Raw genomic sequence first — 15,150 nt, 5'->3', positions numbered from 1 at the left:
TGGGCGGCATATTGAAATGGAAATCAAACGATTCGGTACATGGTATTTCTGGCATACTTTCTTGTTTTGTATGAACCACGATGGAAGACGAAGGAAATGGGAGCATATGCCCGATTCGCACGCAGACTGAGAGGAGAAAAACAATGATCGTACTGCAACTGCTGCTTTATTGTCTGCTGTTTACCGCAATGGTAAAAATCGCTGTGATCGGCGGTGCTGTCAATGGACTGTACTTTTATCCCAAGGAGGTGCAGGATCGCGCCATCGAACTGGGACTGATCGACCGCAATACGATGAACCGGAAACGAAAATGCTTTATGATACCGTTCTTTATCGTGATGCTTGCTGCTCTTGTGCTGATCATCGGTTTGTGGAACGGGGCTTCCTCCTTTGGTGAGGCCTATTGGCAGGCGCTGCAGTTTCTTGAGGTTATGAATATCTATGACGGCGTTGTAATCGACAAGCTATGGGTCGGGCACAGCCAGTTTTGGGTGCTGCCAGGGCTTGAAGATGCGCCGTTCGTGCAGACCTGGAGGCAGGTGCTGAAAAAGCGAAGCATACTGGCGCTGATCTGGGTTGCGGGAGCGGCAATTGTCGGCGGTATTGTCCATTTGATTTTCTAAGAAGTTGGAAATTGCCCAAATGAAAAGCAGAATCATGAACTGCAATCGGAGGCAAAAAAGATGAAGACGGAGAAACCGAAAAAGCTGATTCGACAGTATGATTGATATCATTTTTCATGACAAAACGGGGGTCACTCCCTATAATCCCGGACAAACAGGCGGCTTTGAAAATGCGGCCGGAAGTGGAGAAATTCACTATTACCGGCTGTTTGATGGCGTGGGGATTATGCTGCTGCGGCTGGAGATGGAGACCTATACGGAAATCCGCACGCAGATTGGTATGATAGAGATCAATTTCTGCATCAATGGCCGTTTTGAAACCAGCTTTTCCATGCGTGATAGCGTTCTGCTAAAGCTGGGGGATATGGCCGTCAGCTGCTACGACGGACGGCATGGAACACGTTCAGAGTCACGGTTCCCGCTGGGCTGTTACGAAGGGCTGTGTCTGGAAGTTGATCCAGCAGCCGCTCAGAACTGGCTTGAGAAGAACGCACCGGGCTTTTCGGTGGATTTTGCGGTACTGAAGCAGAATCTTCTGGGAAACCGATGGTTCATGTTCGGTACGGCAGGACCCCGCTGTGAGCACGTTTTCCGGGAATTGTACGAAAATGCGCCCTACATGGATCTCCGGTTCCTGCGGCTCAAGGTGGTGGAGCTGTTGATGCTGCTGAGCCGCATTCCGCAGGAGGAAGGAACGGACTTGTACTGTTCTACCGAACAGACCGAACTGGCACACCATCTCCGGGATCACCTTCTGACAAACCGGGAGGGGTATGTCTCCCTTGCGCAGCTGGCAGAAGAACACGGGATCTCGGTTTCGCACCTGCAAAAAATGTTCAAACAGGTCTACGGTGTGCCAGTATACCACTATATCAAGGAATACCGTCTGGAACAGGCTGCCGTAGAGCTTGTCCGGAGCGCAAAGCCCATTACGCAGATCGCACAGAATGCAGGATATGACAACGCCAGCAAGTTTTCGGAGGCTTTCCGGAAACGATATGGAACGACCCCGTCGCAGTACCGCACCCACGCAAATGGACTCGCAAAACGGAGCAGGGAAATCAGAATGGAGTAGTCCACGGCCGAAAAATATGCTAAAGTACAGAGCGGTTAGAACAAACTTACTTTAAAACCGGAGGTACTTTCATATGATGATGAAAAAGAAATTTGTTGCAGTGGCCTTGTCTGCGGTCTGCCTGCTGTCTGCTGTCGGCTGCGGCCAGCAGAGCGCAAGCACAGCGTCTTCGGCATCCAGCGTTTCCTCCTCGGTGGCTTCTTCGGCTTCCGCAAGTCAGGTAATGGATGCGGAGGATTATCTGTCTGGTATCAGCGGGACTTATGTGGAACTGTTCCCGGAGATGGCAAAGAGTGAATACCGGAATTTGTGGATCGACGCTGCGACTCCGCTGGTAGGCGAGGACAATGCGGAATCGGCTACGGATATGCTGCTGGGAATGTGCATGGCAGAGCCGTATGGCGAGGAGGCTGTTGAAAAATATGCAGCAGATCCGGACAGCACGGCGTTCAACTGCTATTTTCTGGGCGGCGTGGAAAAATTCGTGATGAATGGCGACACCATCACCGGTCTGGATGCGCAAGGACAGAAAGTGTTTGCACACACCTACCAGAAACTGGATGTGGACAATGAAAACAGCTTCCTCTTCTACCAGAGCGAGGATGCGGATTCCGGGGAGTTTACCTACTTTGCCTTTGCGCCCGATACGATGGAAACGACGTATCATCTGGAATTCCGCTATGCAGAGGATCTCGACGACCTGCAGAGCTGGTATGAAGGAAATTATGCTTATTGGAATGCTGCCGCCATCGCAGAGGACTATGATCAGGCAACTATGGAAAATGTCATTGAACTTTTCGTCACGGAAAATTTGTCTGAGGCAGAATAAACGGCACATGCGCACCCGGTCATGTCAGGCGGTACGCATGGCAATATTACGGTAAGGATGTGATTTGATTGAAAAAACGATCGGACTTTTCCCGGCTGATGGGCTATGCAGGCGGACATCGGGTATTCACCTATGCTTCACTGGTGCTCTCCGCTGTCAGCGCACTGATGGCGCTGATCCCGTTCCTCTATATCTGGATGATCTTGCGGGATGTGCTGGCTGTCGCACCTGACTATGCGCAGGCGGTGAACATCCCGCATTATGGCTGGATGGCAGTGTTATTTGCAGTGTTGTCTTACCTTGTTTACATTGCGGCGCTGATGTGCTCCCACCTGTCGGCGTTCCGGGTGGCGACCAATCTGCGGCTGGCGGTGTCGGAGCATTTGGCGGTGCTGCCGCTGGGCTTTGCCGAAACTTTTGGCAGCGGCAAGCTGCGCAAGATCATCCACGAAAGCACCGGAGCCGCCGAGACCTATCTTGCCCACCAGCTGCCCGACCAGTACAACGCCATCGCCACCCCGGTGGGGCTGCTGGTGCTGCTGCTGGCGTTCGACTGGAGGCTGGGTCTGCTGAGCCTTGCGCCGGTGGTGCTGGCTTTCCTCATTATGGCGACCATGACCGGCAAGCGGATGGCTGAAAAAATGCGGCAGTACGGCAACGCCTTGGAGGCCATGTCCAATGAGGCAGTGGAATACGTCCGGGGCATTCCGGTGGTCAAGACCTTCGGGCAGAGTGTGTTTTCCTTCAAAAAGTTCAAGGCCGCCATTGATGAGTACGAAAAGTGGGTCATCTCCTATACCAAAGAACTGCGCCTGCCCATGATGTTCTACACCGCCGCCGTCAACGGCGTGTTCGCCTTTCTGATCGCGGGCGGGCTGCTGTTCACGGCTCACGGCGTGACCCCGGAATTTCTGCTGAACCTGCTGTTCTATATCATCATCACGCCGGTGATCTCCCTGACTTTGACCCGCATAATGTACATGAGCGAGAACAAGATGGTGGTAGCGGATGCGCTGGCACGCATCGACTCGGTGCTGGAGGCAGCACCCATGCAGGTTCAGGCTGTTCCGCAGCACCCGAAGGATTCCTCTGTCACGTTGCGGGATGTGCATTTCAGCTACGACGGAAAAACCGAGGTCATCAAGGGCGTTTCTCTGGACATTCAGCCGGGACGGACTGTGGCTTTTGTGGGCCCCTCCGGCGGCGGAAAATCCACGCTGGCAAACCTTGTCTGCCGATTCTTTGATGTGCAGAGCGGCAGCATCCGGGTGGGCGGAGCGGATGTGCGGGATATCCCCAAGGAAGAGCTGATGGATGCCATCTCCTTTGTGTTCCAGAACAGCCGCCTGCTCAAGGGCAGCATTCTGGATAACGTCCGTCTGGGCAGACCGCAGGCCACCGAAGCCGAGGTGCTGGCAGCGTTGAAAGCCGCGCAGTGCATGGATATTATAGAAAAGTTCCCGGCGGGCATCCATACCGTCATTGGCACCAAGGGCGTGTATCTGTCCGGCGGCGAGCAGCAGCGCATTGCCATTGCCCGCGCCATGCTGAAAAATGCACCCATCCTGATCCTGGACGAGGCCACCGCCTTTGCCGACCCGGATAATGAAGCTAAAGTGCAGGCAGCCTTTGCCCGACTTGCCAAGGGCAAAACCGTGCTGATGATCGCACACCGCCTGTCTACCGTAGCCAACGCCGACTGCATCTATGTGGTGCAGGATGGGCGTATTACGGAGACCGGCACAAAGGACGAACTGTGCGCGCAGAACGGCCTGTTTGCCCGGATGTGGCAGGATTATCAGGCCTCGGTGCAGTGGAAGGTCGCAAAGGAGGGGTAAAGGATGATCGAAAAAATTCAACACGCCACGGCCAGCTCCCCGGAGGGCGCAAAGGGGCTTGTAAAGGGCGTTCTGGCCTGTGCGTTCCAAAACATAGCGTTCATGCTGCCCACCGGGCTGCTGTATCTTCTGGTAAAAGATCTGCTGGCAGGCTCCGCGAGCGGGAGAACCGCCTTTTATCTGCTGGGGTGTGCGGCCTGCTTTGCGCTGATTTTGCTGACCACATGGTTCCAGTACAACGGCACCTATTTTACCACCTATAAAGAGAGCGGCACCCGCCGCCTGACCCTTGCAGAGCGGCTGCGCAAGCTGCCCTTGTCCTTCTTTGGCAAGCGGGATCTTGCCGACCTGACCAGCACCATCATGGCGGACTGCGAGGTACTGGAAAAGGACTGCTCCCACTTCATCCCCGGTCTGTTCGGTTCCCTCATCTCTACCGTGCTCATTGCCCTGAGCCTGTTCGCCTTTGAGTGGCGGATGGCACTGGCGGCTCTGTGGGTCATTCCGGTATCCGCTGCCATCGTGGTGGGCAGCTATCGGGTACAGGATAAGGTGCAGGCCAGGACCATGGCGGCGAAAATGGCCTGTGCGGACGGCATTCAGGAGTACATCGAGACCCTCCGGGACCTGAAAGCCAGCAATGCGGAGCAGCGGTATCTGTCTGGCCTTTCCGACAAAATTCGGGCAGTGGAAAAGCAGTCTATTGTGGCAGAGCTGGAAACAGCGCTGTTTGTGTCCTCCGCCGGCATGGTGCTCAAGCTGGGTATTGCGTCGGTGGCGCTCACCGGTTCGGTGCTGCTGGTGCAGGGCAGTATCGATGTACTGACCCTGTTTCTGTTCCTGATGGCGGCATCCCGGATGTACGACCCCATGCAGGGGGCTTTGCAGAATCTGGCGGCGGTCATCGCCATGCGTACCAATGTGGGGCGGATGAATGAGATTCTGGACGCTTCCCTGCAGACCGGCAGCGAGCAGCTGACCAATCAGGGCTGCGATATCGTGTTCGACCATGTGGGCTTTGCCTATAACTCTGGCAAGACGGTGCTGCGGGATGTTTCCTTTACCGCAAAGCAGGGCGAGGTCACGGCACTGGTGGGCCCCTCCGGCGGCGGCAAGACCACTGTTTCCCGGCTGGCAGCACGGTTCTGGGATTACCAGAAGGGCAGCATCACCGTGGGCGGCATGGAGGTTTCCCAAATCGACCCGGAAAAGCTCATGAGCCTGTATTCCATCGTGTTTCAGGATGTGACGCTGTTTGACAACACGATCCTGGAAAACATTCGTCTGGGGCGCAAGGGTGCCACCGACGAGGAGGTCCTTGCGGCGGCAAAGCTGGCAAACTGCGAGGAATTTGCCGAAAAGCTGCCGGACAAGTGGAACACGAACATCGGCGAGAACGGCTGCGCCCTTTCCGGCGGCGAGCGTCAGCGCATTTCCATCGCCCGTGCTTTTCTGAAGGATGCGCCTATCATCCTGCTGGACGAGGCCACCGCCAGCTTGGATGTGGAAAACGAAACTGCCATTCAGGAGGCTCTTTCCCGGCTGATTCGGAACAAGACGGTGCTGATCATTGCCCACCGGATGCGCACTGTAGCCGGTGCGGATCAGGTGGTGGTGCTGTCGGGCGGCATCGTGGCCGAACAGGGCAGCCCGGCAGAGCTGTACGCCCGGAAGGGGCTGTATACCCACATGGTGGATCTGCAGTCGGCAAGCCAGAATTGGACGATCTGAGAATGATGGCGGCTTTTATCGCAAGGCAAGAAATTAGTGCAACATGAAAACAGCATATTTTGCGATATGCAATCCAACGCTGTTTCTGTTGCATTAAAAAGTTGAATTGCAATATTTGGAAAAAGTCTTGCATTCAGTTGAAAACTGTGGTATATCCATTATACGAAACATTGCTTTGAAAGAACGTTCCACCGTTTATTGACGTATAAAGAGAGGCGTCTGCCATGACCGCCGTGATCTATGCCCGCTATTCTACTGACAGTCAGCGCGAAGAATCCATTGAAGGTCAGATCCGGGAATGCACCGCCTATGCGGAGAAGAACGGCTTTACGGTGGTCAAACACTACATCGATCGTGCCGTTTCTGCAAAAACGGACAACCGCCCGCAGTTCCAACAGATGATCAAAGACAGTGAACGTGGCATCTTTGATGTTATCATCGTCTGGAAACTTGACCGCTTTGCTCGGAACCGCTACGACAGCGCACGGTACAAGACCCAGCTGAAACGCAATGGTGTGAAGCTGGTATCGGCTACGGAAGTCATTTCGGCTGGCCCGGAGGGCATCATTCTGGAGTCTGTTCTGGAGGGCTATGCGGAATACTACTCGGCTGACCTGTCCGAAAAGGTCGTGCGCGGCATGACCGAGAACGCTCTCAAAGGCAAGTTTACCGGTGGTGCGATTCCATTCGGGTACACCATCAATGCCGACCGCCGTTTTGAGAATGTGCTACCGCAAAAAAGCACAAGGGCTGCAAGAAAAAGACCGTCCGCAAACAGTGGCTGGAAAATTTGGTGGTCAATCAGACCATGCAACTTGTCCGGGACGATGCTGCTATGGAATCCATCATCGCCAAGGTCATGGAGCTGCAGGACCGGGAGAATACCAACCTTCCCCTCTATGAGAAGCAGCTCCGGGATGCGGAATCAGGTATCCAGAATATGCTCAATGCGATTCAGGCCGGAATCCTGACCAGCTCCACCAAGGAGCGGCTGGCTAAGCCGAAGGTGAAAGAAGAATTCGTCCGGTTCAATCGCAAGGGCAAGTTTGGAATACTGTTCTGACTGGCATATTTTGCGATATGCAATCCAACGATGTTGCAAACGATTAAAAAGTTGGATTGCGATGGCTGCTCCGCTTCCGCAAGCTGGATATGACCCAGCCGGAGCAGCGGCAGGCACTGGTGGATACCTTCATCAATGCCATCTATCTCTACGATGATAAGATTCTCATTACCTTTAATTATAAGGAAGGTACGGAAACGGTCGCTTTCAGGGAAGCCGTGAAAGCGGAGAAAAGTTCGGATATGAGTGCGCGAGGCACGCCAGATATTGAACGTCAAATCGTAAGATTTGACGTTCTTCCTTCAAGGAATACGAAGATCCGTTCAAGAATGTAGCTGACTTCGATGACGACGATTCGCCAGAAGTACCTGCGGATAGTATGAGAAAGTAAGAGCGACGTCAGTATGCGGTTGACGTCGCTCATTGTGCGCCTTTAGGCGCGGCTGGTATTGTGGCCCCTATGGGGCCGTTCTGCATACCCCGCGTTTCCACGCGAGGTTATGATTGCTCCACTCCGCTGCGCAAACGCGAGCTTTTGAAAACACGCCGATTTCGGCAGGGTGCAAGAAAAAATAAGGAAAACTTTGGGAAAAAGAGAGAACCAGGTGGGCTCGTTTTACTTATTTATTTTTTACCAGCAGCGCCTGATACGGCTCCAGCTCCACATCCGCCAGCCAGACGGAAGTGCCCTCCGGGGTGTGATATTCACCGCCCAGAGCGTCCAGACTTGCCCCTGCCGGGTACTCGGTAAAGTTGAACAGTCCCACCAGCGTCTCCTCGCCGCGCTTGCGCACCAGCGCCAGCACGCCGGGGTTATGGCTGTCCCATGTGGTCACCCACGCATCCGGGGCAAAGCAGGGGTCTGCCCGCATTTGGCGCAGCTGCTCCATGCCCTGCCACAGCTGGTTTTGCAGCGTGCCCTTCCGGGTGCGCTGCTTTGCATCCTCCCAGTTGAATTTTGTGCGGTGCAGGTTGCGGCTGTCCTCCACACGGTCGGGGTCGTTTTTGTAATCCCAGCCGTTGAGTTGTGCAATCTCATCGCCGCAGTTCAGCATGGGGAAGCCCTGCAAAAACGCCATGGCAGTGTGCAGCAGCAGGTCGCGCTTCACCGCGTAGTCCAGTGCGGTCTTGTCGTCCTTTTCCAGTGCCTGCTCCACGCCGCACAGGCTGGCGGTGGTGCCGCAGCTCCGGGCATCGCCGGTGGCAGGGTCGTAGTTGTACAGCTCGCCCTTTGCCCAGCTGCCGGGGAAATTGCCCTCATAGAAGTGGTACAGATATTCCTTGTGTTTCTGCGGGTCGATGCCCAGCTTATTCTCCACCGCTTCATCCAGACCCCAGCCGATGTCATCGTGGCAGCGCAGGTAGTTCACGAACCAGCAGTTGTCCGGCAGGGCGTGGAGGGCATCCAGCTGCGCTTTCAGCAGCCGGGTGTCCCGGCTGGCAAGGGCACCCCACAGGTTGACCATGGTGGACACGTTGTAGAGCATGTGGCATTCCGGCTTTTCGGGTGTGCCGAAGTAGGCGGCAAGCTCCTTGGGTGCCATGACCACCTCGCCCTTGAGGATGACCGCCGGGCAGACGCATTCCAGCACCATGCGGAGCATCCGCACAATGGTGTGCACCTGCGGCAGATTGCGGCAGGTGGTGCCCAGCTGCTTCCAGATATAAGGCACTGCGTCAATGCGGAACACTTCCACACCGAGATTTGCAAGGTGCAGAATGCTCTTGGTCATGTCCACGAACACCGCCGGGTTTCCGTAGTTCAGATCCCACTGGTAGTCGTGGAAGGTGGTCAGCACCCACTTGTGCATCTCCTCACACCATGTAAAGTTGCCGGGTGCAGTGTTGGGGAACACCTGCGGCACAGTCTGCTCGTACTGGTCGGGGATGGTGCGGTCGTCATAGAGATGGTAATAGGCCTGAAACCACGGGTCGCCCGCCTTTGCCGCCATCGCCCAGCGGTGGGTGCTGGCGGTGTGGTTCATGACAAAATCCAGACACAGGCTGATGCCGGCTTTCCGCAGTTCACGGGTCAGGTTTTCCAGATCCTTGTTGGTGCCAAGGGCCGGGTCTACGGTGTCGAAATCCTCCACCGCATAGCCGCCGTCATTGTGGGGATGGGGCATCTGCAAAAGGGGCATCAGGTGCAGATAGGTCAGCTTCTGCTCTTTCAGGTAGGGCAGCTTCTTCGCCAGTTCTTTCAGATTTCCGGCAAAGAGGTCGGTGTACATGGTCATGCCGAACATATTGCCCCGCTTGTACCACTCCGGGTCGGCAGAGCGCGCCTTGTCCAGCGCTTTCAGCTCGGCACTGCGGGCGTTGTAGGCGTCTGCCATCTCCTGTTCCAGAACCTCCAGCCCTTCCCGGTTGTGGTACAGTTCCATGAACAGCCATTCCAGCTCATCTTTATGTTTGGCGAACCGGGACGCAAATTCCTGTTTTGCTGCCATGATTCAGCCCTCCACTTCTGCAAGGGTGGGCATGGCGGGGATAGCACCATGCCGGCTGGTGGTGATGCTGGCCGCTTTGTTGGCAAAGGCCAGAATGCTTTCCAGCTTGTCCACGGTCAGGGTGTCCAGCTTCTCCTTGCAGAGCTTGGACAGGGCAGCCCCAAAGAAGGTATCGCCTGCGCCGTTGGTGTCGCCCACCTTGCAGGGAACACCTGCCACATGGCCGGTTTTGTCCCCAAAGCGGTAGAATACGCCGTTTGCACCCAAGGTGACAAAAATCAGCCGGATGCCGTTCTGTGCCAGTTGTGCCGTGCCGCTTTCGCAGTCGGTGGTGCCGGTGAGCAGAGGCAGTTCTTCATCGGATACTTTCAGAATATCCACCAGCGGCAGGGGTGCTTTCATCTGGGCAATGGCATCCTCTTTGTTCTTCCAGAGGTTGGCACGGTAATTGGGGTCGTAGGTGATGGTAGCACCCAGCTTTTTGGCACGAGCAGCAGCGTCCAGTGTGGCAGTGCGGGAGGGGTCAGCGGTGAGGCTGACAGAACCGAAGTGGACGATTTTGGCAGCTTTCAGAGCCTCGTCCGAAATATCCTCTTTGCACAGCATCACGTCAGCGTTGGCACTGCGGTAGAAGCTGAAATCCCGCTCACCTGTGGCATCCACCGAGACCACCGCCATGGTGGTGGGGTGGTCTGCATCCACCGCCATGCCGGAAACGTCTACCTTGTTTTCTGCCAGAACCTCTTTCAGGTAGCGGCCAAAGGCATCCGCACCCACCTTGCCGATAAAGGCGGTCTGTGCGCCCAGTCTGGAAGCAGCCACCGCCAGATTGGCCGGGGCACCGCCGGGGTTTGCGGCAAACTGAGGAATGCCGCGCGCATCCTTGCCGGTCTGGGTCAGGTCGATCAAAACTTCACCAATCGTTAAAATGTCCATGATACTTCTCCTTATTTTTGATGTGAAACCCAACGATCACCGCTGGAACAGATAATGAATGTAAGCGGCTGCACGCTCCGGGTGCGGTGCATTCTGCACCACCCCAAGATAGACCTTGCCAGAAAAACCTGCCTGCCTGACAAACGGCGTGTCCGAAATATCCAGCACGGTCCCACCGGCGTTCAGACCCGACAGTGCATGGAAAGACGCATCCAGTGTCCGCAGATCGAGAAAATAATCATCTGCCAACAGTCGGTCCCGTGCATATTCGTCCATCAGAACAACATCTAACCGCTGGGCACTGACTGCACCCAGCAGCTTCATCTCCGAAGCATATACATACTGCTCCTCTGCGTGTTCGCTTTCGCTGAGCAGCAAGCCGGACAGCAGATCGACCTGTTGCTTTTTGGTCAGACCCTGCGCCTCGGCAAAGCCGGTGGTAAGCTGTTCCGTCAGATCAGACCCGGCAGTGATATTTACCAGACCAAGGTAAAGCACATCCTCTTTTTTCGTCACATGGCGGTAGGCTGCATAGCCAAGGATATAGATGACGATGAGCACGATCGCAATGGGCAGCTTGTAATATGCCCAGATGTGCTCCCACTTTTTGCGCCCATGGAGGGAGCGGAGCGTATCCCGGTCAGTTTTTGTCATGGTCGTATTCCTCGTGTACTGCATCAGGGTCTCCACCGATCAGATAGAGGATCCGAAGCATCAGAAAGGAGCAGAGCATGGCGCAGAAGCCCATGCCCAGCAGGAATGCAGGCGTGAACACAAACACCATGACGTACCCCATGATGCCATAGATCGCCGCCATCAGCAGGGTGCAAAACAGATACCGGACACCCACGAGAAACGCTGTTTTCAGGATGCCGAAGGTGGTGTTTTCAAACCGTGCCAGCAGAGGAAAGGCATACAGCAGAACGATGCCGTACAGAACTGCCGCACCAATAAGTGTTGCAGTGAGCAGCGTCCAGAAAATGTTTTCGCTCCACATTCGGCGCAGCACAAAGCCATCCGCAGCCAGGAAACTGCCGACTGCCAGCAGGATAAGCCAGAGTTTTGTGGCGGGCTTAAAATTTTCCCGGAACGCCTTAAAAAACATCCGGGTCAGACCATCGTCCCGATCTTCCGCCATTTTGAGTGTGACGTAGAACAAGGCGGTCGTAGAAGCCCCTATGGTAACGATGGGCAGGCTGCACACGAGCCATAAGATGTTCAGGTACGCACTGTAAGTCAATTTCGTCAGCACAGCAAACAGCGGCTTGTCCGTATTGCACAGATCACGCATGGGGGTTCTCCTTTCGCTCAATCTCCTGTGGATTCGCGCAGGATCAGGTTGGTTTCCGTATAGACGGTGCGATAGTTCAGCGATGGCTCTTCGATGCGGGTCATAAGCAGATTGGCAGCGGTGTAGCCCATGATCTGTTCATGGATATGGATCGAAGTCAGACGGGGGGCAAAGTAGGAAGCCTCCTGACTGTCATCGAAGCCGCAGACCCAGATATCATCGGGAACCGAATACCCCAGCTCATTCAATGCCTTGACCAGATCCATGGCAACAAAGTCATTGGCGCAGACAAAGGCCTCCGGCATCGTTTTGAACCGACGGATGGTTTCGTACAGGGATGCCGGATAGTTCTGCTGTCCAGATGGCATCGCACAGGTGCTCAGGCCTTCTGTCAGACCAAGGTGCTCCATTGCATCCTTATAAGCCATATAGCGCTCAAAGAAGGACTGACAGTGGTTTTTATCCCCCGCAAAGCTGATGCGTTTTTTGCCGCGCTGGACCATGTGGGCCACTGCATTCTGGATCTCAGTGCGGTTTTCCATATAAAGGCGGTCAGCTTTCAGAGGAGGACGCATCTCCATCACAGGGGTGTCTACAAACAGCAGCGGAACATCCAGATCGCACAGCATCTGTGCGTAGTCATAGTCGAATACTTCAAAGCAGATGATGCCGGCTGTGCGCTGGATGTTGAGAGAAGATGGAAGTTTTTTCTCTTTCAGTTCTGTGGGAGAAATGCGATGAATGGTCATGCCGCTGTGCAGATGGTCGATTTCCGACTGGAAACGATCCAGCATCATGGAGGAAAAGTGAGAGCTGCTCAGAAACTGGGTCGTCAGCATGGCGATCTCCCGTTTGTCACTCGGCAGAATGGAAGGCGCTGCTTTTGCAGCGTCTTCCTGAAACAGCGGCAGATAGGCAAACTGCTTATAGCCCATTTCAGCGGCTTTGCGCAGGATCTTCTCCCGTGTGGCATCTGCCAGCACACCGGTGTTGTTGATGGCCTTTGAAACGGTGTTGCGGGAAAGCTGCAGTTCGTTTGCAATATCCTGAATGGTGACCTTGGTTGCCATAAGTCATCCTCTTTCTTTATAATACAGAGGCGGATGTTCTTTCTTTTATAGATAAAGTCTGGTGACGGATCTTATTCTTTATGACTCCAGTATAGTGCAAATGCACAAATTAGTCAAATGCAAAAATGCAAATCATCATTTTGCATATTTGCGCACGTTCGGATTTGTGCATCTGTACGAATCCACAGTAATTGTTGATGTATACCATAAATTATCGTTGACATTCGCTTGCTTGAGTGGTATAAATGAATTAAGGAAGTTTACATTTGCACAATTGAAGCGAAAAACGTAAAATTCAAAGGTGCAAATGTAAAACACAAATCAAAAGGAGGAGAATGATTCATGAAAGCAAAGACGGCCTCGCCGGAAACGGCTATGCTGACAGCAGAACGCAAGCTGCACAACACATGGGTCTACATCAAACGGCATTGGCAGCTTTACCTGTTGTTCCTGCTGCCTGCCGTGGCGCTGACGCTGGTGTTTAAGTACGCTCCCATGGGCGGTGTGCTGATCGCATTCCAGAAGTACAATCCCTTCAGGGGCATCTGGGGCAGCGAGTGGGTAGGCTTCAAAAACTTTACCCGCTTCATGTCCTCGCCGGACTTCCAGCGTTATCTGATCAACACCCTGAAGCTGAGCGTCTACGGTCTGCTGTGGGGCTTCCCGATCCCCATCCTGCTGGCATTCCTGCTCAACCGTATCGAGAGCAAGAAGATCAAGCAGAAGGTGCAGCTGGTGCTGTATATGCCCAACTTCATCTCGGTCATCGTGCTGTGCGGCATCGTCCGAGTGCTGCTGAGTGTCACCGGCCCGGTGAACGGCCTGCTTCACACCAGCATCAACTTCATGACGCTGCCGGAAGCGTTCCGCCCCATCTACATCATCAGCGGCATCTGGCAGGGTGCCGGCTGGGCCTCCATCATGTACACCGCATCCCTTTCTAATGCCAGCAAAGATCTGAAGGAAGCTGCGATGATCGACGGCGCAAACCTGATCCAGCAGATCATGACGGTGGAGTGGCCCGCCATTAAGGATATGGTTGTTATTCAGTTCATCCTGCAGGCAGGCAACATCATGAGCATCGGTTTTGAAAAAGCCTATGCCCTGCAAACGGACCTGAACCTGAACACTGCCGAAATCATTGCAACGTACGTTTATAAAAAGGGCCTGTTGGACGGCGATTACAGCTTTTCCACGGCAGTCGGTCTGTTCAACACCGTTGTCAACGTCATCCTGCTGATCGCAGTGAACAAGGTCGTTGCCAAAATGAACGATGGCAAGGGCTTGTAAGGAGGGGTTTACCATGGCAAAACAGAAAAAATCAAAAATGGCCCTCTACACCAGACAAGATAAGATCATCCTGTACTGCGGCTACGCACTTCTGGGCTTGTTCCTGCTGGCGATCATCGTTCCGATGATCTACATCGTCATCGCGTCCTTTATGGACCCGGTCACTCTGCAAAACAAGGGCATTTCCTTTGATTTCAGCAAGTGGAGTCTGGATGCTTATCAGCGTGTCGTTTCGGACAAGCAGATCTGGGTCGGCTTCAGGAACGCAATCCTTTACTCGATCATCTTCACCATCATCTCGGTAGCGGTGACGATGCTTGCCGCTTATCCCATGTCGCTGCCGGACTTCAAAGGCAAAACGATCTTCAACACCTTGTTTGTGATCACGATGTTTTTCAGCGGCGGTCTGATCCCCACCTACCTGCTCATCAACAATCTGGGTCTGCTGGATTCCATGTGGGCGGTCATTCTGCCGGGAGCATTCAGCGTGTGGAACATGATCATTGCCCGTACCTATTATCAGGGCATCCCGCGTGAGCTGCGTGAAGCTGCAGATGTGGATGGAGCCAGCGAGATGCTTTACTTCTTCAAGATCCTGCTGCCCGTCTGTATGCCGGTGGTGGCAGTTCTGGCTCTGTGGCAGTTCGTGGCAATGTGGAACAGCTACTTTGACGCCATGATCTACCTGAACAGCGCATCGAAGCAGCCGCTGCAGCTGGTGCTGCGTTCCATCCTGATCCAGAGCCAGCCGGAATCCGGCATGATCGCAGATATCCAGAGCACTGCCGAACGTGCGAAGATGGCAGAGCTGCTCAAATATGCAACCATTATTATTTCCAGTCTGCCGCTGCTGGTGATGTATCCCTTCTTCCAGAAGTATTTTGATGCCGGCATCATGGCTGGTTCCATTAAAGGCTGAGGATATTCCAGAATTTTATGAGCTGGTACGCTCAT

General features: G+C 54.3%; 14 protein-coding genes. 8 read left to right on the top strand and 6 right to left on the bottom strand.

Annotation, left to right across the window (positions count from 1 at the left end; genetic code table 11):
* The first annotated feature begins 143 nt into the window (after positions 1-143).
* The 6 genes from I5P96_RS11855 (at position 144) to I5P96_RS14320 (ending at position 7,067) form a co-directional block, all read left to right on the top strand.
* Positions 144-623: a hypothetical protein gene (locus I5P96_RS11855; protein WP_223382284.1), complete on the top strand. Its 480-nt coding sequence runs from the start codon at positions 144-146 to the stop codon at positions 621-623.
* A gap of 97 nt (positions 624-720) precedes the next feature.
* Entirely contained in the window at positions 721-1,698 is a 978-nt protein-coding gene (locus I5P96_RS11850; protein WP_223382283.1) for a helix-turn-helix transcriptional regulator, read from the top strand.
* Positions 1,699-1,771: 73 nt separating this feature from the next.
* Complete coding sequence (locus I5P96_RS11845) at positions 1,772-2,527, top strand: hypothetical protein (protein WP_223382282.1); 756 nt, start codon at positions 1,772-1,774, stop codon at positions 2,525-2,527.
* Positions 2,528-2,595: 68 nt separating this feature from the next.
* The gene (locus I5P96_RS11840; RefSeq protein WP_223382281.1) at positions 2,596-4,365 is read left to right on the top strand and encodes an ABC transporter ATP-binding protein; all 1,770 of its coding nucleotides are present in this window, start codon (positions 2,596-2,598) and stop codon (positions 4,363-4,365) included.
* A gap of 3 nt (positions 4,366-4,368) precedes the next feature.
* Positions 4,369-6,096, top strand: a complete 1,728-nt coding sequence (locus tag I5P96_RS11835) for an ABC transporter ATP-binding protein (protein WP_223382280.1) — start codon at positions 4,369-4,371, stop codon at positions 6,094-6,096.
* A gap of 224 nt (positions 6,097-6,320) precedes the next feature.
* Positions 6,321-7,067 carry a recombinase family protein gene (locus tag I5P96_RS14320; protein ID WP_411703329.1) on the top strand — a complete coding sequence of 249 codons (747 nt, stop codon included), beginning with the start codon at positions 6,321-6,323 and terminating at the stop codon, positions 7,065-7,067.
* Here I5P96_RS14320 and I5P96_RS14315 read toward each other — a convergent pair.
* The 6 genes from I5P96_RS14315 to I5P96_RS11805 form a co-directional block, all read right to left on the bottom strand.
* On the bottom strand, positions 7,051-7,437 hold the full coding sequence (locus I5P96_RS14315) for a hypothetical protein (RefSeq protein WP_411703328.1): 387 nt from the start codon (positions 7,435-7,437) through the stop codon (positions 7,051-7,053). The genes I5P96_RS14320 and I5P96_RS14315 overlap by 17 nt on opposite strands.
* Positions 7,438-7,779: 342 nt before the next feature.
* The gene (locus I5P96_RS11825; protein ID WP_223382278.1) at positions 7,780-9,609 is read right to left on the bottom strand and encodes an amylosucrase; all 1,830 of its coding nucleotides are present in this window, start codon (positions 9,607-9,609) and stop codon (positions 7,780-7,782) included.
* Positions 9,610-9,612: 3 nt separating this feature from the next.
* Positions 9,613-10,545, bottom strand: coding sequence for a carbohydrate kinase family protein (locus I5P96_RS11820; protein WP_223382276.1), 933 nt, complete (start codon positions 10,543-10,545; stop codon positions 9,613-9,615).
* Positions 10,546-10,581: 36 nt separating this feature from the next.
* Positions 10,582-11,199: a hypothetical protein gene (locus I5P96_RS11815; protein WP_223382274.1), complete on the bottom strand. Its 618-nt coding sequence runs from the start codon at positions 11,197-11,199 to the stop codon at positions 10,582-10,584.
* Positions 11,186-11,836, bottom strand: a complete 651-nt coding sequence (locus I5P96_RS11810; protein ID WP_223382272.1) for a YesL family protein — start codon at positions 11,834-11,836, stop codon at positions 11,186-11,188. Before I5P96_RS11810 ends, I5P96_RS11815 begins: the two co-directional genes overlap by 14 nt.
* A 17-nt stretch (positions 11,837-11,853) precedes the next feature.
* Positions 11,854-12,906 (bottom strand): LacI family DNA-binding transcriptional regulator, encoded by a 1,053-nt coding sequence (locus I5P96_RS11805; RefSeq protein ID WP_223382271.1) that lies wholly within the window; start codon positions 12,904-12,906, stop codon positions 11,854-11,856.
* Between the two features lie 342 nt (positions 12,907-13,248).
* Here I5P96_RS11805 and I5P96_RS11800 point away from each other — a divergent pair, with 342 nt between their 5' ends.
* Positions 13,249-14,196, top strand: a complete 948-nt coding sequence (locus I5P96_RS11800; protein WP_118554068.1) for an ABC transporter permease — start codon at positions 13,249-13,251, stop codon at positions 14,194-14,196.
* Positions 14,180-15,115 carry a carbohydrate ABC transporter permease gene (locus I5P96_RS11795; RefSeq protein WP_118554069.1) on the top strand — a complete coding sequence of 312 codons (936 nt, stop codon included), beginning with the start codon at positions 14,180-14,182 and terminating at the stop codon, positions 15,113-15,115. The genes I5P96_RS11800 and I5P96_RS11795 overlap by 17 nt, the downstream gene beginning before the upstream one ends.
* Positions 15,116-15,150 lie beyond the last annotated feature (35 nt).

Source organism: Faecalibacterium prausnitzii (genome assembly GCF_019967995.1).
Classification (GTDB): domain Bacteria; phylum Bacillota; class Clostridia; order Oscillospirales; family Ruminococcaceae; genus Faecalibacterium; species Faecalibacterium prausnitzii_E.
Note: the sequence above shows the minus strand (reverse complement) of the source record. Positions and strands in the feature narration are given on the sequence as shown.

What these genes read in the sequence shown, in the direction of transcription:
- I5P96_RS11855 (WP_223382284.1), top strand. Translation starts at nt 144, where the DNA reads ATGATCGTACTGCAACTGCTGCTTTATTGTCTGCTGTTTACCGCAATG.
- I5P96_RS11850 (WP_223382283.1), top strand. Translation starts at nt 721, where the DNA reads ATGATTGATATCATTTTTCATGACAAAACGGGGGTCACTCCCTATAAT.
- I5P96_RS11845 (WP_223382282.1), top strand. Translation starts at nt 1,772, where the DNA reads ATGATGATGAAAAAGAAATTTGTTGCAGTGGCCTTGTCTGCGGTCTGC.
- I5P96_RS11835 (WP_223382280.1), top strand. Translation starts at nt 4,369, where the DNA reads ATGATCGAAAAAATTCAACACGCCACGGCCAGCTCCCCGGAGGGCGCA.
- I5P96_RS14320 (WP_411703329.1), top strand. Translation starts at nt 6,321, where the DNA reads ATGACCGCCGTGATCTATGCCCGCTATTCTACTGACAGTCAGCGCGAA.
- I5P96_RS11825 (WP_223382278.1), bottom strand. Translation starts at nt 9,609, where the DNA reads ATGGCAGCAAAACAGGAATTTGCGTCCCGGTTCGCCAAACATAAAGAT.
- I5P96_RS11820 (WP_223382276.1), bottom strand. Translation starts at nt 10,545, where the DNA reads ATGGACATTTTAACGATTGGTGAAGTTTTGATCGACCTGACCCAGACC.
- I5P96_RS11815 (WP_223382274.1), bottom strand. Translation starts at nt 11,199, where the DNA reads ATGACAAAAACTGACCGGGATACGCTCCGCTCCCTCCATGGGCGCAAA.
- I5P96_RS11810 (WP_223382272.1), bottom strand. Translation starts at nt 11,836, where the DNA reads ATGCGTGATCTGTGCAATACGGACAAGCCGCTGTTTGCTGTGCTGACG.
- I5P96_RS11805 (WP_223382271.1), bottom strand. Translation starts at nt 12,906, where the DNA reads ATGGCAACCAAGGTCACCATTCAGGATATTGCAAACGAACTGCAGCTT.
- I5P96_RS11800 (WP_118554068.1), top strand. Translation starts at nt 13,249, where the DNA reads ATGAAAGCAAAGACGGCCTCGCCGGAAACGGCTATGCTGACAGCAGAA.
- I5P96_RS11795 (WP_118554069.1), top strand. Translation starts at nt 14,180, where the DNA reads ATGGCAAGGGCTTGTAAGGAGGGGTTTACCATGGCAAAACAGAAAAAA.